Here is a 20,329-nt window from a genome sequence, read left to right on the forward strand (position 1 = left end):
CTTGGTGCCGGGTTAACGGCCGAGCAACCCCGGTCCGACCGCTTTCCGACATCCGGGTTTCGAAGATGTCGGGCATTGACACAGGCCGACATCTTAATGACAACGTTTCCCAGCCACGCGCCGACCGTGGCGCATACCGCCAACGGCATGGAGACGCACTTCTTTGTGCGCCATCTGTGGCTGCCCATGGCCTGCGTCCTGTTGGCAAGCGCGTTGCTGATGGGCGCCGGTGGCGACCAATGGGTTGCCGATGCGCTGTATCGGCTGGAAGGCGGGCACTGGCTACTCAAGGACCACTGGTTCACCAGTGTCGTGATCCACCACGTGGGTAAATGGTTGAGCACGGCAGCCGGGGTCGGCGTTCTGGTGCTGGCTATTGTTGCCTGGTGCAGGCCACGCCTGAAGGTGTTGCGCTGGCCGCTGACTTACTTGGCCGCCTCCGTCGCACTGGCGACCTCGCTGGTGTCGCTGCTCAAGTCGTGGACGGCGATGGATTGCCCGTGGGATCTGAGCCGCTATGGCGGTACGCAAGCGATGATCGGGCTATTCGAATCGCGCCATGGCATTACCGCGTCTGGTTGTTTTCCTGCCGGCCATGCCAGTGCCGGTTATGCGTGGGTAGCGCTGTATTTTTGTGCGCTAGCGCTCGGTCCTGCATGGCGGTTCGCAGGTTTGTTTACAGGCTTGGCAGCAGGTCTCATTTTCGGTGTTGCACAACAACTGCGCGGCGCGCATTTTCTCTCGCACGACCTGTGGTCGCTGGCAGTGTGCTGGGTGAGCGCACTTGCACTGTACTGCGTGATGCTGCAAAGGCCGCGTCGCGCACCTGGCGTGACGTTGCTCTCGGGGGATGCTGCATGAGTACCTGGTTGCCGGAACCGCGCACGCGCAGTGGCCTGCGCGCGCTGACATGGAGTACGCGGCCGACGGTGTCGACCGAAGCGCTGGTGCTGCTTTCGAGCCTGTTTTTCGCGTTGGTGTGCAATCAGTTGTTCTGGCGCACGGCCATGGCCACGCATCCGGGCAGCATTGGGTTTGCGATCTCGTTGATGGCGCTGCTGGTGGCCGTGCATGCGCTGCTGTTGGGCGTTTTGGTCTGGCGCTGGAATGCAAAGCCGCTGCTGACGCTGTTGCTGTTCACCACCGCCCTGGCCGCGCACTACATGGACAGCTATAACGTCTATCTGGATGCGGACATGCTGCGCAATGTGCTGCATACCGATCACAAGGAATCGCGTGAGTTGCTCACGCCCGGCCTGATCCTGCCGCTGCTGTGCTACTTCCTGATCCCGACCGCACTGCTATGGCGCACACGTCTGCGCGCGTACAGCGTGGGCAAGGCGTTCCTGGTGCGGGTGGGCTTTCTGCTGGCCGTGGCGCTGGTAGGTGCCGCAGGCACCATGCTGTCGTCGCAGGATATTTCTGCGTTGATGCGCAACCACCGCGAAGTGCGTTACCTGGCCACGCCGATCAACTACATCGTGGCACTGCGGCAGAATCTCAAATCCGATTCGCCGATGAAGCGTGCCCCCAAACAGCCGATCGAACACGACGCCATGGCCACGCCGCGTGCGCCGGGCAGCCGCCCGCGCCTGTTGCTGGTGGTGTTGGGTGAAACCGCACGTGCGCAGAACTGGGGCCTCAATGGCTACGCCCGTCAGACCACGCCGAAGCTAGCACAGGCCGGGGTGATCAATTTCCCGGACATGCATTCGTGCGGCACTAGCACAGAAGTGTCGGTGCCGTGCATGTTCTCACCGTACGGCCGTCGCGATTACAACGAGGACATGATCCGTGGCCATCAGTCGTTCCTGCATGTACTGGAACACGCCGGTATTTCGACGCTATGGCGCGACAACCAGTCTGGCTGCAAGGGCGTGTGCGACGGGTTGGAGCTCCAGAAGCTGGACGATGCCACCACGCAGGGCCTGTGCGCCGATGGCCGCTGCATGGACGAGATTTTGCTGAGCGATCTGGCTGCGCAGGTGCGGGCAAAGCCCGGCGACCGCGTCGTGGTGCTGCATCAACTGGGCAGCCACGGACCGAGTTACTTCGAACGTTACCCGGCGCAGTTCGAACGCTTCAAGCCCGTCTGCAAGACCGCAGACCTGGGCAGCTGCAGCCGCCAGGACATCGTCAACGCCTACGACAATTCGCTCCTGTACACCGACCATTTCCTCAATCAGGCCATCCATGCGCTGCGCGGCCTGCCGGACTACGACACGGCGATGATCTATCTCTCCGATCACGGCGAATCGCTCGGCGAAAAGGGCCTGTACCTGCATGGCGTGCCGTATGCCATCGCGCCAAACGAGCAGACCCACGTGCCGATGGTGATGTGGTTCTCGCCGGAGTTCGCGCGCGATCGCGGGCTGGATGAAGCCTGCCTGCGCCACCGTGCAGGGCAATACACCGATCAGGATGCGCTGTTCCCATCGGTGCTGGGATTGATGCAGGTCAAGACCAGCGTCTACGCACCCGAGCGCGATCTGTTCGCCAAGTGCACCGGCACGACGTTGCACTGATTGGCAGCGCCTGCCACAAAGCCCGCACCAGTGGATGCGTGGCGGGCGTTGCCCTTGCCCTGAAACCCGGCGCGCTCTAGCCTTCGCCGGACTTCACTGCAAGGACCACCCGTGAATCCTCGTTTGCTGTTGCTGGCGTTGGCCGTGGCTGCCGGCACCCTGAGCTTGTCGGCCTGCCGCCGGGATGCGGCACCGCCGGCCAAACCTGTCGCAACCAAGACCGCGCCGGAGGAAAGCGCCGACCAGTTCGTTGCGCGTATCAGCGCCGACTACAAGGCAGCCTATCCGGAAACCACCGCCGCGCAGTGGCTTTCGTCGACCTATATCAACAGCGATTCGCAATTGCTTGCGGCCAAGGCCAACGAGCGCTCGCTGGCGCAGTTGGATCGCTGGATCGAACAATCCAAGCAGTACGTCGGCACACCGATGTCGGCCGACAGCGCGCGTGCGCTGCAGTTGCTGAAATTGATGAGCGCCCTGCCCGCACCGCGTGACCCGGCCAAACTGGCCGAACTCACCCGCATCGCCGCCAAGATGGAAGGCGACTACGGCGCCGGCAGTTACTGCGTGGGCGACGGCGAGCAGCGCCGCTGCCGCCAGCTCGGTGAGTTGGAGCAAGTGCTGGCCAGCAGCCGCGACTACAACGAACAACTCGACGCATGGAAGGGCTGGCACAGCACCGCACAGCCGATGCGCAAGGATTATCAACGCTTTGTCGAGCTCGCCAACGAAGGCGCGCGCGGACTCGGCTTCGCCGACGTCGGGGTGCTCTGGCGCAGCGGCTACGACATGCCGCCGGCGCAACTGGCCAGCGAAACTGATCGTTTGTGGGAACAGGTCAAACCGCTGTACACGCAGTTGCAGTGCTATGCGCGCGGCAAACTCGATACGCAATACGGCAAGGACAAGGGCGAGGTCGCCGGCGGCCTGTTGCCGGCGCATCTGATGGGCAATATGTGGCAGCAGGACTGGAGCAATCTGTGGGATCTGCTGCAGCCCTACCCCGGTGCCGGCGATCTGGACATCACCTCGGCGCTGGAAAAGCAGTATCAGGGCAACCTCACTGCGGTGCTGGCACGCAACACCGGCGGCGATGGAGGCGCGGCCGCACGCTTCAACGCCGAACGCGAAGCGCAACTGCGCACCGCCAAACAGATGACCGAGCGCGCGCAGGATTTCTACACCTCGCTCGGCATGCCCAAACTGCCGGACACCTATTGGCAGCGCTCGCAGTTCATCAAACCGCTGGACCGCGATGTGGTCTGCCACGCCAGTGCCTGGGACATGAACATGGGCGGCGAACCAAACCAGAACATCGATGCGGACGTGCGCACCAAGATGTGCATTAAACCCACCGAAGAAGACTTCACCACCATCTACCACGAGTTGGGCCACATCTATTACGACCTGGCCTATAACCCGTTGCCGCCGCTGTTCCAGAACGGCGCCAACGATGGGTTTCACGAAGCGATCGGCGACACCATCGTGCTGGCGATGACGCCCAAGTATCTGCAGTCGATCGGCTTGGTGGGCGAACAACAAACCGGCCGTGAGTCGTTGATCAATTCGCAGATGCGCATGGCGCTGAGCAAGGTGGCGTTCCTGCCGTTCGGCCTGATGATCGACCGCTGGCGCTGGGGCGTGTTCGACGGCTCGATCACGCCCGAGCATTACAACCAGGCCTGGTGGGAACTGAAAGCCAAGTATCAGGGCGTGGCGCCGGTGAGCGCACGCGGCGAAGACTTCTTCGACCCCGGCGCCAAGTACCACGTGCCCGGCAATACACCGTACACGCGCTATTTTTTGGCGCATATCCTGCAATTTCAGTTCTATAAAGGCTTGTGCCAGGCCGCCGGGCATCAAGGCCCGCTGTACGAATGCAGCTTCTACGGCAATAAGGACGCCGGGCAAAAGTTCTGGTCGATGCTGCAGCGTGGCTCCAGCCAACCGTGGCAGACCACGTTGAAGGAACTCACCGGCAGCGACAAGCTCGACGCCGGCCCGATGCTGGAGTATTTCGCGCCGATGAGCGAATGGCTGAAGCAGCAGAATCAGGGGCAGATGTGTGGATGGCAGGCAACCGCTGCCACTCCAGCTACCGCGACAACTGCAGCTGCTGCAGCGCGGTGACATATATTGCTTATGTCATTGCCGGATCGCGGCAATGACATGACGCCCTGCTGCTAAACGCGCGTCTGCAACCAAGCTCAATTGAGCTTGGCGCCCCCCTGCAGCCTTTCGCTCAACCTGGTCTTGAATTGCTCGAACTCCATGCCGTCGGCACGGGCTTCGGCGTGCGCGGCGTCCTTGAGCGCGTCCGAGTAGGTCAGCCGGACCGGTGTGCCCTGGCGCTCGTGCAACTCGGCGGCGCGCATGATCAGCGCCAGCACCTGCGCGGCGCTGGTGCTTTCGCCGGCGATGCGGCCATCCATGCCCAGCACCCATTCGCCGTCGCGGCGGACGATGCCGGCCAATAGCGTGCGTTGCTGGTCGCGGAGCTCGGCATGCGGCTCGATCAGGGAGACCGGCGCAGGATTGGCGGCGGCCTGGTTGCGCTGGCGCTCGGCGGCGCGCTTGCGGGCATCACGGCGCAACTTGGAATCGGTGGACATGCAGGCTCCCGTGAGGTCAGAGGTGGTCGGCCGGCTCCAGAGGCACTGCCTCGGTGGCCTGGCGGTGCCGTAACCGGCGGCCGCTGCGGCGCTCCCAGCGCCAGAATAGCCAGCCCAGCAAGAAAAAGCCGGTCATGCCGATCGCCAGATGCTGGGGGTGTTCACTCAGCAGCGGCGACAACACCCCGGCTACCACCGTATTGGTCATCAACTGGGTGAAGGCCTGCAGCGAGGACGCCAGGCCGCGCTGCTGCGGGTACATGTCCAGCACCGCCAGCGCCAGGATCGGGAAGATCACCGCCATGCCCATGCCCGCCAGGAAGATCGGCAGCACCGCCCACGGCAAGGCGATCTGCGCCACCGCAAATGTGTAGGCCAGATTGACCAGCGCCGCCACACCGCAGCAGATGAAGCCGATGCGGACCTGCCGCACCGGATCCATGCGCCCGGCCATGCGCCCGGACAGGAACGAGCCCAGCGTCATGCCGCCGATGGTGGGAATGAACAGCCAGGCGAAGTCGCCTTCGCCCAACTTCAGGTGCTGCATGATCAGCACTGGCGCCGAGGCGATGTATAGGAAGATGCCGGCGAAATTGAACGACCCCGCCGCAGCCAGGCGCTGGAAGCGCGGGTTGAAGCCGATGCGCACATAGTCCTGCAGCAGTCGCTTGAATTGCAGCGGTGTGCGCGCTTCCACCGGGTGGGTCTCCGGCAGCCAGATCAGGGTGGCGACCAGCAGCACCAGGCCGACCACCACCAGAAACCAGAAGATCAACGGCCAGCCGGCGCCACTGAGCAGGATCCAGCCGCCAATGATCGGCGCGATGGCCGGCGCAATGCCGAAGATCATCGACACCTGGCTCATCAGCCGCTGCGCATCCGGCCCATTGAACAGGTCGCGAATGACTGCACGCCCGACGATCATGCCCACGCCGGCCGACAGGCCCTGCAGCGCGCGGAACGCCAGCAGCGTGGGCAAGTCTTGCGACAGCGCACATCCGACCGAGCCGGCGATAAACAACGCCAGCCCGCCCAGCATCACCCGCTTGCGGCCCCAGGCATCGGACAACGGCCCATGCGCGATGCTCATCAGGCCGTAGGCCAGCAGATAGACGCTGACGGTCTGCTGGATCGCCACTTGGTCCACCGCCAGGCTGCGGCTGAGCTGGGAGAGCGCCGGGAAGATGGTGTCGATCGCAAACGGGCCGAACATCGACAGCCCGGCAAGCAGCAGCGCCATGCGACGGGAGGTGGGAACAGCAGAAGTCATGCGCAGGGTATCCGGACGATTCCCCAACGCGCAGGCACCTTTAGCAGTGGCCAGGCAAACGACCGCAGCGGCGAGCATGGGGGCAAATGATCCGACACTTTACGCCAACTGCCCAGATGTTCGGCCAGCGCCGGAGCGCACGCGCGGCATACAGACACCGGATCGCTGTCGGGGTCGCTTGGTGCCAGCACGGTATTTTCGTCCCGCCCAACCAAGCGGCCAGGCGCGCAGGCAAGGACACACCGGCCCTGCTCGGCGCCAGCGGCGAACGCCGCGATCAGTCGGCGGCGGCCGAGCGCTCCTGCAGCCGCTGCCAAGCGGCGATCGGCTGATCGCTCACCACGCGTCCGCGTTCCAAAGTAATGACACGTGCCGCCATGCCCACGGTTTCGCGCCGATGCGCCACGATGATCCGAGTGACCTGCATCGCCTGGATGGCGCGATTGACGCGGTGTTCGTTCATGACGTCCAGATGGCTGGTTGCCTCGTCCAGCACCAGGATGCGCGGCGACCTATACAGGGCGCGCGCCAGCAAGACGCGTTGCCGCTGCCCGCCCGACAACCCGGTGCCCGCCTCGCTCAACAACGAGGCGTAGCCGAGCGGCATCTGCTCCACCTCCTGGTGCACGCCGGCGATGCGTGCACAACGTTCGATCTGCGCCTGATCCGGCTCCGGGTCGAAGAAACTGATGTTCTCGCTGACCGATCCGGTGAACAGCAGATCGTCCTGCATCACCGTGCCGACGATGGCGCGATAGTGCGCCAGCGCCGCGTCGGCCAGCGGGCGCCCGCCGATCTTCACTTGCCCAGCACTGGGTTTCAACAGTCCGAGGATCAACTTCACCAGGGTGGTCTTGCCGCACCCGGACGGACCGGTGATGGCCACGCATTCCCCGCTGGCGATGCGCACGCTGACGTCTTCGAGCACCGCCGGCGTATCGTCGGCATAGCGGAAGCCGATGCCGCACAGTTCGATGGTGGTGTCGTTCCAGGCCGGTGCATCGATGCGCTGGCCGGCCTCCTCCCGCGGCTGATGGACGATGTCGGCCACCCGCTCCAGATGGACGCGCAACAGGCGGAACTCCACCAGGCGATCGATCAGCTCGGACAAGCGCGTGGCGAACTGCTCGCGATAGGCCATGAACGCAAGCAACATGCCGAGCGAAAGCTGCGCGCGCAGGATCGCGAACGCGGCGAGCCAGATCACAAGCACCCGCTCGCATCCGAACAGCAGGAGCTTGATTGACGACTGCCAGACCTCGCCCTGCGCAAGACGCAGTTGTGCATTGGTCTGTTCGGCCAGCAGATGGGTCCAATCCATGCGCCGCACCTGCTGGCGACCGAACAGCCGCACGCCCTGGATGCCACGTACGCTTTCCAACAGATGGGTGTGCTGGCGCGCGTCCCACAACAACTGCTCGGCGGCGGCTTCGCGCATCCGCCCCAGCCACAGCAACCGCGTCGCTGCATACAGCGCCACCGCCACCAGCGTGATCGCACTGAGGCCGACGCTGTAGACCAGCATCAGGCCGAGGGTGCCGACCACCAGCACGCCATCCACCAGCGTCTGGGTGAATCCGGTCGTCAAGGTGCGTTGCACCTGCGTGATCGAGGCGAAGCGCGACTGGATGCCACCGAGGTGACGTTTCTCGAAATACGCCAATGGGAGCGAGAGCAGGTGCGCAAACACCTGTCCCATCCATTGAAAGCCCAACTGCGCCGACACGCTGGCGATCAACCATCCGCGCAGCAGGCCGATGCATGCTTGCAGTACCACCAGCAACAGGAACCCGGCGCCAAGGACATGGATCAGCCCGATGTCGGCCGACGGCACCGCCTGATCGATGATCCACTGCAGTTGGAACGGCATCCCCAGGCTGAGCACCTCGAGCGCGAACGCCAAGGCGAGCACCTGCCAGACCGCCCGTCCAAGCCCGTGGACACGACCGATCAACGAGGACAACGCCACTGCCGGCGCCGCAGATTGCGGACGGAAGTCGGCAGTCGGGCTGAGTTCCAGCGCGATTCCGGAGAAATGGCGAGCGAATTCGCCGGGCGTCAGGCTCCGTGGCCCGCTGGCCGGATCGTGGATCTGCAGACGGTGGGCGCCCACCCGCTTGAGCACGACGAAATGATTCAGATCCCAGTGCACGATGCAGGGCAACTGCAGATCCGGCAGCGCGTCCATTTCCAGCCGCAGCGCGCGCGGCTGCAGACCGAGCGCCTGCGCAATCGCGACCAGATTGGCCAGGTTGGTTCCCTGCCGCGACAGCAGGAACCGGCGGCGCAGTTCGGCTAGGCCGATGTGGCAACCGTGATGGTGGGCGATCATGGCCATGGCCGCCAATCCGCATTCGCCGACTTGCCCCTGCAGGATCATTGGCAAGGCACGCACGCCGGACGCTCGGCGCAGCTGCGCCCACCAGCGGCTCATCGCAGCGTGCCGTACACGTTGGACAGCGGCTCGAACGCCCACTGCGAGAAACGCCGCCATTCCAGTGCCAGCGTGCCCTGCACGCGCATGCCCGGTCGCAGGACCGCCATGCGTCCTGCACGCAGCGCGGCATCCCCGGCCAGGCGCACCCGCACGCGGTATAACGGTTCGCTCGCCGACGCGGAGTCGACCCGCGCCGGCTCGGGCGCCGCGGCGATCTCGACCACCCGCCCGGCAAACTGACCGTAATGCTGGTAGGGCAAGGCATCGAAGCGCAGTTGCACCGGCATTCCGGGGCCGATGAGCCCGGCGGCCCCGGAGGGCGCGTACAACACGACCTCGGTCGCTATGGACGTCGGCAGCAGATCGGCCAGCCGTTGTCCCTGCACAACCGCCTGCCCTCGCTGCAGCGGCCGCAGCGCCATGCGCCCGGCACGCGGCGCGCGCACTTCCCAACGCGACGCGGCAGCCTGCTCGATCGCCGCACGCCGGTCCTCTTGCAGGCCGGCACCGGCTATCGCCAATTGCTGGCGCAAGCTGGACGGCAATTGCTGCAACTCGGCCTGGGCCTGCGCAAGCGCATCGGCCAAGGCCATACGTTCGCGCTCCACTTCTAGGGTATGCGTGCGTTGATCGAGCACGTCGGCCTGCTTCTCGTCGACGAATTGCTGACTGACCAGGCCACGCGTCAAGGCGGTGCGATAACGCTGCTCGATCGATTGGGTCAGCTGCTGCCGATGGCGCAGCAAGTCCAGCTCGGCGTCGACCTGCTGCAGGCGATCACGCAGGCCGGCCAAGGCCCGCGCAGCCGCCTGCTGCTGCATGCGCCCCTGGGCACGCAGCTGCGCCATCGCCTCGACGGCCAGGCGCTGCTGCTCAGCCAGCACCGCAGCGGCACGCCGGGTCGGCCGCCCGCGATCGTCGCGATGCTCGGCCTCCAATACAAACAGCATCTGGCCAGCAGCGACGACCTGGCCCTGCACGGCGCCGACCTGCACCACCACACCCGACTGCGGCGTGGTGAGTGCGATCATTCCGTCTGCCGGGACAACCGTGCCATGCAAGGTCTTGCTACGGGCGAAGCCCAGACGGAAGAATCCGATCAGCAGCAGGATCACCGCTGCCATCAGCAGGCCTACGCACCAACGCAGCGCGCGATGCTGGCGCAGCACCACCGGCCCGAGCCGACTGCGCTGCCGGTAGTCCATTGCCTCGCGTCGGAACAGTGTCGTCATCCGCCCGCAGCCGCCGACGCCCGGCCGTGCTGCCCGCCTGCTCGGTAGTGCCGTCGGCGCGCCGCCGTGCGTTGCCAAGCCACGTGTCTGCTCATACCAGCAGGGCTCCATGCGAGGGCTCGCTTTCCCAGAAGGCAAGCTCCTGCAGCCGCTCGAACAGCGCCGGCGGCAACACACTGCGCCGGGGGACGTAATGCACCCCGCGACGGACACGATGCAGGCCTGGCATCTGCAGTGCGGTATCGAAGCGATCGGCCTCGGCCTGGACACCGGCATAATCGTGCGCGAACCCCGGCAGTTGCAGGAAGGCATAGACCTGCTCCATCGCCTGCGCCGGCCGCTGTGCCAGTGTGTCGTAGCGCAACAGCAGCAGGCGATCGGCATGGTCGCCGTAGAACGCCTGGCGCAACCCATCCAGCGCATAGCCGACCACGCCGCGCGGTGCGGTCAGCAGGTCAGCGCGCATCGAAACCGAGTCTTCCGGGTCGTAGCCGAACACCGCCGACAAGCGCAGGGGCTGGGTCTGCGCCAGGCGCTCGAAGCTATCGACGACCCAGCCGACATCGCGCACGCAACAGATGATGCGGCTGTGCGGGAACAGCGTGGCCAGACCCGACAGGCGACTGCACCAGGCGCGATTGGTATCGAACACCGTGCCAAGCCCCTGGCGATCCCGGTAATAGGCGTCGAATACCGAACGCAACAGCCGCGACCGCTGCGCGTCGTCGATCTGCACGTTGGAGGGATGTTCCTCGCTCATGCCCATCAGCATCGCCGCATACAGCCGCGCGACCGGCGAGGTGACATCGGCATGCACTCGCGGGTTCTGCCGCAGTAATGCGGCCAGCAACGAAGAGCCTGCACGCGGCAGCCCGGAGATGAAATGGTAGTCCACGTCGCGCTTCCCCTGTCCGATGCTGGTCGGCGGCGGCATGCCGGCTGAACGCATCGCTGACCAAGCTTGCATGGTGCGCCACAGCGCACGCGGACACGCTGCGCAAATACGCTGCGCTTTGCGAATGCCGACGCTCCGGCCATGCCATGGCAGCGCTTGCGGTGACCGGCATCGCACTGCCTTGTACCGCCGCGCACTTGGCAGATGCGACGTTCGTTGCCGCGCACACACCCTCGTGCGCCGGTGATGTGTCGCTCCGAAGACCGCGCACGCTGGTGCGCATGGTCGTACTCCGCGCGGCAGGGCCAACGGTCCAGCAGTCCAGACATATTTAGTCTCACCGGCCACCGGGCAGATGGCCGAGCGGTCACGCCGCCGTCCCTTCGGGCAGCGTGACGCTGCGTACGAAGGGCACAACCTGCGAGGACGTCAACATGGAACTATTGAAAAAATCGCCATCCAATGGCGCGGGATCGCTCCAGCGGTCGGCCGGCGCCAAGGGCCGGCTAGAGCCGCTGGACCAGCGTCTGTGGAAGCATGTCGGCGGTGGGGACTATCCCCCGCCGGGCGCGAATGACCACCACGACCCAACACAACAGCCGCCGCCCAAAAAAGGGAAACCTTGATCCGACTGCACTGGCAGGATCGAGCGGGCGCTGCAGTCGCCGGACCACCGGTTAGCGGAGGTGACCGCGGCCCCTGAGGACTTGGAGACCGGACGAGGCGACTCGCCCGGTCTGCGGCGGTCGAGCGAGCCGCGCAGCATTTCGCCAAGCGGCTGGGCGCTGGCTATACTAGCCAGGCAACACGGTGGGAGAAGCGGCACTGCCGCTGCCGAAGGCGCAACAGCCCGTAATCGCTCAGGCCCGATACCATCCGCAGTACAACTCTGGAGAGACCGGCCGATGCCGGCGCCGAAGGGGCACGAAACGCAGGCAGGCCATGCGCCTTGCCGCGTTTTTAAACTCTCAGGCAAAAGGACAGAGGGGCGCGAGGAAGACCGTCGCTGCGGCAGGTCGTGGTGCGCACATGCGCGTCATGCCGGTTGCGGTGCGGGTCGACCATTCGTCTGCACCTGCCCCGGATGCCCGCCATGTCCCAGACCCCGTCTTCCCTGCGCGACCTCGAACACCACAGCGCGTTCGTCGAACGCCACATCGGCCCCAACGACGCGGAAATCGCGCAGATGCTGGAGGTGGTTGGCCACGCGTCGCTGGATGCGCTCACCGACGCCATCGTGCCGGGCAACATCAAATCGCCGGCCGCGCTCGCGCTGCCCGACGCGATCACCGAAGAACAAGCGCTGGCCAAGATCCGCGCGATTGCCAGCAAGAATCAGGTGCAACGCACCTTTATCGGCCAGGGCTATTACGGCACCCATACGCCGAAGGTGATCCTACGCAACATCCTGGAGAACCCGGCCTGGTACACCGCGTACACACCGTACCAGGCAGAGATTTCGCAAGGCCGCATGGAAGCGCTGATCAACTTCCAGACCTTGTGCGCCGATTTGACCGGCATGCAGATCGCCAATGCCTCGCTGCTGGACGAAGCCACCGCCGCGGCCGAAGCGATGACGCTGGCCAAACGCTCGGCCAAGTCCAAGTCCAGCACCTTCTTCGTGCACGACGCGGTGCACCCGCAAACGCTGGAATTGCTGCGCACGCGCGCCGAGCCGCTGGATATCGTGTTGCGCGTCGGTACGCCGCAAGAAGCGCTGCAGGCCGAATGCTTCGGCGTGTTGCTGCAATATCCGGACAGCTTCGGCCATATCGGCGATCACGCCACGCTGGCCGATGCCGTACATGCGCAAGGCGGCCTGGTCGCTGTGGCCACCGATCTACTCGCACTGACGTTGATTGCCGCGCCCGGCGAATGGGGCGCAGACATCGTGGTCGGCAATTCGCAGCGCTTCGGCGTGCCGTTCGGTTTCGGTGGCCCGCATGCGGCCTTCATGGCGTGTCGCGATGCCTACAAGCGTTCGATGCCGGGCCGTTTGATCGGTGTGTCGGTCGATGCTGCCGGCAACCCGGCGTATCGCCTCACCTTGCAGACGCGCGAACAGCATATCCGCCGCGAAAAGGCCACTTCCAACATCTGCACCGCGCAGGTGCTGCTGGCGGTGATGGCCTCGATGTACGCGGTGTATCACGGCCCCGATGGGCTGACCCGCATTGCGCGCCGCACGCACCGCCTGGCTGCCATCCTGGCCGCCGCATTGCGTAGTGCCGGCGTTACCGTGGGCGAGCATTTCTTCGACACGCTGCACGTCAAGGCGATCGATGCCGAGGCCATCCACGCCCGTGCGCGTGCGGCCGGTATCAACCTGCGCGCCATCGATAGCGAAGCGGTCGGCATCAGCCTGGACGAAACCACCACGCGCGCCGATGTGGTTGCGCTGGCGCAGCTGTTCGGTGCCACTGCCGATGTGGATGCACTCGATACCGCCACCGCCGATGCCTTGCCGCAGGGTCTGCTGCGCACCAGTGCCTTCATGACCCACCCGGTGTTCAACACCCACCACAGCGAACACGAACTGCTGCGTTACATGCGCTCGCTGGCCGACAAGGACCTGGCGATGGATCGCACCATGATCCCGCTGGGCAGCTGCACGATGAAGCTCAATGCCACCGCCGAAATGATTCCGGTGACCTGGCCCGAGTTCGGCGCCATCCATCCGCTGGCACCGGCAGAACAATCGGCCGGCTACGCGCAGCTGATCGACGAGCTGGAAGCGATGCTGGTCGAATGCACCGGCTACGACGCAGTGAGCCTGCAGCCCAATTCCGGCGCGCAAGGCGAGTACGCCGGCCTGTTGGCAATCCGTGCGTATCACCGTTCGCGCGGTGAAGCGCATCGCGATATCTGCCTGATTCCCGAATCCGCGCACGGCACCAACCCGGCTTCGGCGCAGATGTGCGGCATGACCGTGGTGGTCACCAAGTGCGATGCCAACGGCAACGTCGATGTCGAAGACATCCGCGCCAAGGCGGAAAAATATTCCGACCGTCTGGCCGCGCTGATGATCACCTACCCCTCTACGCATGGCGTGTTCGAAGAGGACGTGGTGGCGATCTGCGAAGCGGTGCATGCGCATGGCGGCCAGGTCTACACCGACGGCGCCAACATGAACGCGCTGGTCGGCGTGGCCAAGCCCGGCAAGTGGGGCTCGGACGTGTCGCACCTCAACCTGCACAAGACCTTCTGCATTCCGCACGGCGGCGGCGGCCCGGGCGTGGGCCCGTGCGCGGTGAAGTCGCACCTAGCGCCTTACCTTCCTCGTGCCGGCATCCATGCCGACGAAGGTCAAGATGTCGCCGCCCATGGCGGCGGACTCAACTCCGAAAGCGGAGCTGCCGGCTCCTTGCGCACTGGGGGCATGGTCAGCGCGGCGGCTTATGGTTCTGCCTCGATCCTGCCGATCAGCTGGATGTACATGACCATGATGGGCAGCGCCGGTCTGCGCAAGGCAACGCAGGTGGCATTGCTCAACGCCAACTACATCGCCAAGCGTCTGGCCCCGCATTACAAGACGCTGTACACCGGCCGCAACGGGCTGGTGGCGCATGAGTGCATTCTCGACGTGCGCCCGCTGGAAAAGACCAGCGGCATCGGCGCCGAAGACATCGCCAAGCGGCTGATCGACTTCGGCTTCCATGCACCGACGTTGAGCTTCCCGGTTGCCGGCACGCTGATGGTGGAACCGACCGAAAGCGAATCGCAGCATGAGCTGGACCGCTTCATCGACGCGATGATCCAGATCCGCGAAGAGATCCGTGCCATTGAAGACGGCCGCCTGGACCGCGAGGACAACCCGCTCAAGCACGCACCGCATACCGCAACGCAGGTGTCGGCCAGCGAATGGACCCATGCCTACCCGCGCGAATTGGCGGCCTTCCCGCTGCCCAGCCTCAAGCAGCAGAAGTACTGGCCGCCGGTGGCACGCGTGGACAACGTCTACGGCGACAAAAACGTGATGTGCGCATGCATTCCGGTAGATGCGTATAAGGAAGACGCCGAGGCCTGATCGCAGCACCGGCGACGTCAAACAAGAGAGCCCAGCCGGTAACGCGGCTGGGTTTTTTTATTGCGCTACGCATGAATGGTGATCGCGATGCGCGCTCCACCATGTGGCCCTGGCACTGCGGTTGCAATGCGAGCCGCGAGCTCGCTAGTTCGAAAGAGTGTCCGTCGCTGTCGCTACAGATGTCATTACCGAAACATCTGCCTTGAGCGAGATGCGACGCATAGATGAAGAATGAGCTCGCACGTCCGTTCGGCAAATGGCGCCTACCACACCCACCAACTGCTGCTCGGGCGCGGACGCCTAGTTTGCCTGGCCTACACGTGCCATCAGGATGATGACGGACGCTCACTCCCACAACAGACCCAAGCGCATGCGTGAACTGAAATACTTTGGCGCCGTGCTGATGGCCGCCTGCCTGCTGATCGGCTGCGCACCACGTCGTCCCGGCGAAGTGCCGGCGCTGGTCCATGCGCCGGATGCACGCGCAGAGGTGGTGCAGACCGCAGCCGGTCCGGTACGCGGCGTTGCCAGTGCGCAGGGGCGTGCATTTTTAGGCGTGCCGTTTGCAGCGCCACCGGTAGGCGCCTTGCGCTTCCGCGCGCCGCAGTCGCCGACCCCGTGGACGCAAATCCGCGATGCCACCCAAGCCGGGCCAGCCTGCCTGCCGCGGTATCGCTTCGGCCAGAAACATGTCTCCGAAGATTGCCTCACGCTCAATGTCTACGCACCGCCCGGCCCCGCACCTGCGCATCCACGCGCGGTCATGGTGTGGATCTATGGCGGCGCGCTGGAGCTGGGCAGCAATGTCGACTACGACCTGAGCGCGTTGGCCGCGCGCCAAGACGTCATCGTGGTGGCACCCAATTATCGGTTGGGCGTGTTCGGTTTCTACGCGCATCCCAGCTTGCGTGGCGAAGGCGAAGGCGCCTACGCATTGCTCGATCAGCAAGCGGCATTGCGCTGGGTACAGCGCAACATCGCCGCGTTCGGTGGCGATGCGCAGAACGTCACCGTGTTCGGCGAATCGGCCGGCGCATGGAGCATCTGTTATCAACTTGCCTCGCCCGGCGCGGCCGGCTTGTTTCAACGTGCCATTCTGCAAAGTGGTAGTTGCCTGGCAAGCGATTCCAGCGTGCCGCAGCGCGAGGCAGAAAGCGGCGGTGTGCGCATGGCGCAGAAGTTGGGCTGCACGCAGACCAGCGATGTCGCCGCCTGCCTACGCGCATTGCCGGCCGACACGCTGGCCGATGCAAAACCACAACGACGCGGGCTGACCGGCAGCGACGCGTGGGCGCCGATGTCCGGTGGTGAGGTGTTACCGCTCCCACCGAGCGCTGCAATTGGCAACGGTCAACACGCGCAGGTACCCGTGCTGATCGGCAACAATCGCGACGAGGGGCGTTTGTTTGCGCAGCTGCTGTCGTACATCGGCAAGCTCAACCTGCGCAGCGGCTATGACGCGCGCGTGCAGCGCATGCATGCGTCGCCCGAGCCTATCCTGGCGCAGTACGCGGATGTCGCCGCGCAATCGCGCTGGGAGGCGTTCGCCGACATCGTCACCGATGGTGGCTTCGCCTGCCCCACGCGTCGGCTTGGGCAGGCATTGCGCACGCATGCGCCGGTGTACGCCTATGAATTCGACGACCGGCAGGCGCCGTATGGTTTGTTGCGCCTGCCGTTTTCGCGTGCATTGGGCGCTTTTCATGCGTCCGAATTGGTGTATCTGTTCCAGCGCCCATGGGTACTCAGTGGCGATGCGCAGTTCACTCCAGCGCAACAGGCGCTTGCCAATACGCTGCAGGATTACTGGGGTGCGTTCGCACGCACTGGCGATCCCAACGGTGGTGGGCGGCCACTGTGGCCGCGCTTCGATGGTGAGACACCGCTGACGTTGTCGCCGCACAGGATCGGCACAACGCCCGACTTCGTGCAGCGTCATCGTTGCGCGTTCTGGGATGCGCATGCAGACACTGCGGCAACATCAGAGCAGCCATCGTCGCGGTAACTTGGCGACATCGGCGTCATGCAGTCGTCATTCTCATACCAACGCGACAGGAGCCACTCATGCCCGCATCCACTGCATCCCCCTGCGCACAGGTGCGACTGCGCAACGGCCGCAGCGTGCCCGCATTAGGCCTAGGCTCCTGGAATCTGGGCCAGGGCCGGCATGCGCCGCAGCAGGAAATCGAAGCGCTGCAACTCGGGCAGCAATTGGGCATGCAGCTGATCGACACTGCGGAAATGTATGGCAATGGCCGCTCGGAGCAATTAATCAGCCAGGCCATCGGCCGCGCGCAGCCGCCTTATGTGGTGTCCAAGGTATTGCCCAGCAATGCCAGCGCACGCGGGATTGCGCGTGCCTGCGAAGCCAGCTTGCAACGGCTGGGCGTGCGTACGCTGGATCTGTACCTGCTGCACTGGCGCGGCGGCAGTAACTTGGCCGAGGTGGTGGAGGCGTTCGAAGCATTATGCGATGCCGGCAAGATCCGCGATTGGGGGGTGTCGAACTTTGATGTCGATGATATGGAAGAGCTGTGGGCAATCGATGGCGGTTCGCATTGCCTGGTCAACCAAGTGCTGTATCACGCTGGCAGCCGCGGCATCGAATTCGATCTACTGCCATGGTGCGCCGCGCACGATGTCGCAGTGATGGCCTACTCGCCGCTTGGTAGCCGCGCGTTGCTCGATCATCCAGTGCTGCACGCCATCGGCGACCGTCGTGGCGTGGCAGCAACCGCGGTAGCGCTTGCGTGGGCGATCCGCAGCGGCAGCGTCATCGCCATTCCCGAATCCGGGACACCGGCTCATGTGCGTGCCAACGCCGCCGCCTGCACGCTGCAATTGAACGCAGAAGATCTTGCCGAGATTGATCGCGCGTTCGCGCCGCCTACGCGTAAACAGCCGCTAGATTTGCTCTAAAGCTCGCAATGGTCGCGTTCGTTGCGTAACGCACTACATGGCGGTACGCAATGTGTGACCAATGCAGCATGCAACCGCGACGCCGCGCAATGTTGACTATGCATGTGAGTATTCGTTCGCATGCAGACACATACACTTAACAGCACCACTCCCAGGCTCCATTGCTCAGCCCGCATCCCAAGCGCGCCAGAGTTGAGCCCCACATGACCAAGCTCCCCAATAAATCTGCGCAGATTTCTGCCCTCCCACCTGCAAGCGCAACGGCCGATGTGTCGCGCGGCACCGGCGATGAGTTGCACCAGAAGGCCGGCGGTACGCATCCGCAACTGACCACCAATCAAGGCATTCCGGTTGGCGACAACCAGAGCTCGCTGCGCGCGACGCCGCGCGGACCGACGTTGCTGGAAGATTTCATCCTGCGCGAGAAGATCACCCACTTCGATCACGAGCGCATCCCTGAGCGCATCGTGCATGCGCGTGGCAGCGCTGCGCACGGCCACTTCGAGCTCACCAAGTCGTTGAGCCAATACACCACCGCCAAGATCTTTACCGAAGTCGGTGAAAAAACGCCGCTGTTTACGCGTTTTTCTACCGTTGCGGGCGGCGCCGGCTCGGTGGATACGCCGCGTGATGTGCGCGGGTTCGCGGTGAAGTTCTACACCAAGGAAGGCAACTGGGATCTGGTCGGCAACAATATCCCGGTGTTCTTCATCCAGGATGCGATCAAGTTCCCTGACCTGATTCATGCAGTGAAGATGGAGCCTGATCGCGGCTTTCCGCAGGCCGCTAGCGCACACGACACGTTCTGGGATTTTATCTCACTGACGCCCGAATCGATGCACATGATGATGTGGGCGATGAGCGACCGCACCATTCCGCGTTCGCTGCGCATGATCGAAGGCTTCGGCATCCACAGCTTTCGCTTCCTCAATGAAAAAGGCGAGAGCACCTTCGTCAAATTCCATTGGCGTCCCAAGCTGGGCCTGCAGTCGACCATCTGGGACGAGGCCGTCAAAATCGCCGGTGCCGATCAGGATTTTCACCGTCGCGATCTGTTCGAAGCGATCCAAAGCGGCGACTTCCCGGAATGGGAACTCGGCGTGCAGTTGTTTACCGAGGCCCAAGCAGATGCCTTCCCGTTCGATCATCTGGACTCGACCAAGGTCATTCCCGAAGAGTTGGTGCCGTTGCAGATCGTCGGCCGCATGGTGCTCGACCGTTGGCCGGACAACTTCTTTGCCGAAACCGAACAGGTTGCTTACTGCCCGGCCAACATCGTGCCCGGTATCGACTTCAGCAACGATCCGCTGCTGCAAGGGCGCCTGTTCTCGTATCTGGATACGCAGCTGAGCCGATTGGGGGGGCCGAACTTCCATCAGATTCCGGTCAACGCACCCAAGTGTCCGTTCGCCAACAATCAGCGCGATGGTCACATGCAGATGGGCGTGCCGAAGGGCCGTGTTGCCTATGAGCCCAGCTCGCTGCAGGCCGATGCGCCGCGTGAAGCGCTGCGTGGATTCCCCAGCCATGCAACCCCGGCCGAAGAGGGTGCGAAGGGTCGCGTGCGTGCAGAGAGCTTTGCCGATCATTACAGCCAGGCAAGACTGTTCTTCCGCAGCCAGACCGCACCGGAACAGGCGCATATGGCATCGGCATTAGTGTTCGAATTGTCGAAGGTGGAAACCGCACACGTGCGCGAAGCCATCGTGGGGCATCTGCGCCACATCGACCAGGAGCTCGCGCAGCGTGTGGCCGATGGCATGGGCATGACTGCCCTACCGCCAGCACCGCCGGCTGCCGTGGCCCCGATCGACATGCCGCTGTCGCCTGCCTTGCAGGTCATCGGCAAGATGAAAGACACCTTGAAGGGACGCACGGTCGGCATCCTGATTCACGATGGCTCCGACGCAGCGGCAATCAAGGCAGTGCGCAAGGCAGCGGAAGCTGCAGGCGCAACGGTCAAGATCGTCGCCCCCAAGCTCGGTGGCGCCAAGCTCAGCGACGGCAAGCAACTGGCCGCCGATGGGCAGCTGGCTGGGACGCCGTCGGTGGTGTTCGATGCCGTGGCGGTACTGCTGTCTTCGGAAGCGGCCAAGTTGCTGACCCGCGAATCGGCAGCACTGGATTTCGTGAGCTTCGCCTGGGCGCATTTGAAGGCCATCGCCTTCGACGATGGTGCGCAATTGCTGTTGAAGGCCGGCAATGTCGGTAAGGATGCAGGCGTCGTTCCAGCAGCCGATACCAAGGCGTTCATCACCGCCGCGAAGACACGCCAGTGGGCACGCGAGCCGAAGGTGCGCATGCTGGCGTAATCGCGCGCCCAGGGAAGGTCCGAGAACCCGGCTTAAAACCGGGGGACGCCACATTGGCCGCGCCGGCGGCCCTACGCCCCTCGGTTTTCGCCGCTACAAC

The 20,329-nt window shown here is 64.3% G+C and carries 13 protein-coding genes and 1 riboswitch; of the genes, 8 read left to right on the top strand and 5 right to left on the bottom strand.

The features are described 5' to 3' along the window. Positions 1-96: 96 nt before the first annotated feature. The 3 genes from NX05_RS03050 to NX05_RS03060 all read left to right on the top strand — a co-directional run bounded on the left by NX05_RS03050 (position 97) and on the right by NX05_RS03060 (position 4,655). On the top strand, positions 97-861 hold the full coding sequence (locus tag NX05_RS03050; RefSeq protein WP_039437383.1) for a phosphatase PAP2 family protein: 765 nt from the start codon (positions 97-99) through the stop codon (positions 859-861). Then, positions 858-2,525, top strand: coding sequence for a phosphoethanolamine transferase (locus NX05_RS03055; RefSeq protein ID WP_039437385.1), 1,668 nt, complete (start codon positions 858-860; stop codon positions 2,523-2,525). The genes NX05_RS03050 and NX05_RS03055 overlap by 4 nt, the downstream gene beginning before the upstream one ends. Before the next feature lie 111 nt (positions 2,526-2,636). Continuing rightward, positions 2,637-4,655, top strand: coding sequence for a M2 family metallopeptidase (locus tag NX05_RS03060; protein ID WP_026112324.1), 2,019 nt, complete (start codon positions 2,637-2,639; stop codon positions 4,653-4,655). Positions 4,656-4,732: 77 nt separating this feature from the next. On the opposite strand, the gene NX05_RS03065 is transcribed toward NX05_RS03060, so the two are convergent. The 5 genes from NX05_RS03065 to raxST form a co-directional block, all read right to left on the bottom strand. Continuing rightward, positions 4,733-5,137: a hypothetical protein gene (locus NX05_RS03065; RefSeq protein ID WP_010379106.1), complete on the bottom strand. Its 405-nt coding sequence runs from the start codon at positions 5,135-5,137 to the stop codon at positions 4,733-4,735. A gap of 16 nt (positions 5,138-5,153) precedes the next feature. Continuing rightward, positions 5,154-6,407, bottom strand: coding sequence for a multidrug effflux MFS transporter (locus NX05_RS03070; RefSeq protein WP_017112713.1), 1,254 nt, complete (start codon positions 6,405-6,407; stop codon positions 5,154-5,156). Positions 6,408-6,684: 277 nt separating this feature from the next. Then, positions 6,685-8,841, bottom strand: a complete 2,157-nt coding sequence (raxB, locus tag NX05_RS03075; RefSeq protein WP_039437388.1) for a peptidase domain-containing ABC transporter RaxB — start codon at positions 8,839-8,841, stop codon at positions 6,685-6,687. Further along, positions 8,838-10,187, bottom strand: a complete 1,350-nt coding sequence (locus NX05_RS03080) for an HlyD family secretion protein (RefSeq protein ID WP_172645741.1) — start codon at positions 10,185-10,187, stop codon at positions 8,838-8,840. The genes raxB and NX05_RS03080 overlap by 4 nt, the downstream gene beginning before the upstream one ends. Next, positions 10,168-10,971, bottom strand: a complete 804-nt coding sequence (gene raxST, locus NX05_RS03085; RefSeq protein ID WP_039437606.1) for a RiPP modification sulfotransferase RaxST — start codon at positions 10,969-10,971, stop codon at positions 10,168-10,170. The genes NX05_RS03080 and raxST overlap by 20 nt, the downstream gene beginning before the upstream one ends. A gap of 434 nt (positions 10,972-11,405) precedes the next feature. Here raxST and raxX point away from each other — a divergent pair, with 434 nt between their 5' ends. The 5 genes from raxX to NX05_RS03105 all read left to right on the top strand — a co-directional run bounded on the left by raxX (position 11,406) and on the right by NX05_RS03105 (position 20,229). Further along, the gene (raxX, locus tag NX05_RS24340; RefSeq protein WP_146092222.1) at positions 11,406-11,597 is read left to right on the top strand and encodes a RaxX family RiPP; all 192 of its coding nucleotides are present in this window, start codon (positions 11,406-11,408) and stop codon (positions 11,595-11,597) included. 253 nt (positions 11,598-11,850) lie between these two features. Continuing rightward, a riboswitch (glycine riboswitch) is annotated at positions 11,851-11,965 on the top strand. A gap of 90 nt (positions 11,966-12,055) precedes the next feature. Next, complete coding sequence (gcvP, locus tag NX05_RS03090; protein ID WP_172645742.1) at positions 12,056-14,998, top strand: aminomethyl-transferring glycine dehydrogenase; 2,943 nt, start codon at positions 12,056-12,058, stop codon at positions 14,996-14,998. Positions 14,999-15,368: 370 nt separating this feature from the next. After that, positions 15,369-17,003, top strand: coding sequence for a carboxylesterase/lipase family protein (locus tag NX05_RS03095; RefSeq protein WP_039437397.1), 1,635 nt, complete (start codon positions 15,369-15,371; stop codon positions 17,001-17,003). A gap of 59 nt (positions 17,004-17,062) precedes the next feature. Beyond that, positions 17,063-17,917, top strand: coding sequence for an aldo/keto reductase (locus tag NX05_RS03100; protein WP_039437400.1), 855 nt, complete (start codon positions 17,063-17,065; stop codon positions 17,915-17,917). A 203-nt stretch (positions 17,918-18,120) separates the two neighbouring features. Then, positions 18,121-20,229 (top strand): catalase, encoded by a 2,109-nt coding sequence (locus NX05_RS03105; protein WP_039437401.1) that lies wholly within the window; start codon positions 18,121-18,123, stop codon positions 20,227-20,229. The last annotated feature ends 100 nt before the right edge of the window (positions 20,230-20,329 follow it).

Source organism: Xanthomonas vasicola (assembly GCF_000772705.2).
GTDB lineage: Bacteria > Pseudomonadota > Gammaproteobacteria > Xanthomonadales > Xanthomonadaceae > Xanthomonas > Xanthomonas vasicola.

Coding starts and splice junctions, on each gene's coding strand:
- NX05_RS03050 (WP_039437383.1), top strand. CDS start 97: ATGACAACGTTTCCCAGCCACGCGCCGACCGTGGCGCATACCGCCAAC.
- NX05_RS03055 (WP_039437385.1), top strand. CDS start 858: ATGAGTACCTGGTTGCCGGAACCGCGCACGCGCAGTGGCCTGCGCGCG.
- NX05_RS03065 (WP_010379106.1), bottom strand. CDS start 5,137: ATGTCCACCGATTCCAAGTTGCGCCGTGATGCCCGCAAGCGCGCCGCC.
- NX05_RS03070 (WP_017112713.1), bottom strand. CDS start 6,407: ATGACTTCTGCTGTTCCCACCTCCCGTCGCATGGCGCTGCTGCTTGCC.
- raxB (WP_039437388.1), bottom strand. CDS start 8,841: ATGAGCCGCTGGTGGGCGCAGCTGCGCCGAGCGTCCGGCGTGCGTGCC.
- NX05_RS03080 (WP_172645741.1), bottom strand. CDS start 10,187: ATGGAGCCCTGCTGGTATGAGCAGACACGTGGCTTGGCAACGCACGGC.
- raxX (WP_146092222.1), top strand. CDS start 11,406: ATGGAACTATTGAAAAAATCGCCATCCAATGGCGCGGGATCGCTCCAG.
- gcvP (WP_172645742.1), top strand. CDS start 12,056: ATGCCCGCCATGTCCCAGACCCCGTCTTCCCTGCGCGACCTCGAACAC.
- NX05_RS03095 (WP_039437397.1), top strand. CDS start 15,369: ATGCGTGAACTGAAATACTTTGGCGCCGTGCTGATGGCCGCCTGCCTG.
- NX05_RS03100 (WP_039437400.1), top strand. CDS start 17,063: ATGCCCGCATCCACTGCATCCCCCTGCGCACAGGTGCGACTGCGCAAC.
- NX05_RS03105 (WP_039437401.1), top strand. CDS start 18,121: ATGACCAAGCTCCCCAATAAATCTGCGCAGATTTCTGCCCTCCCACCT.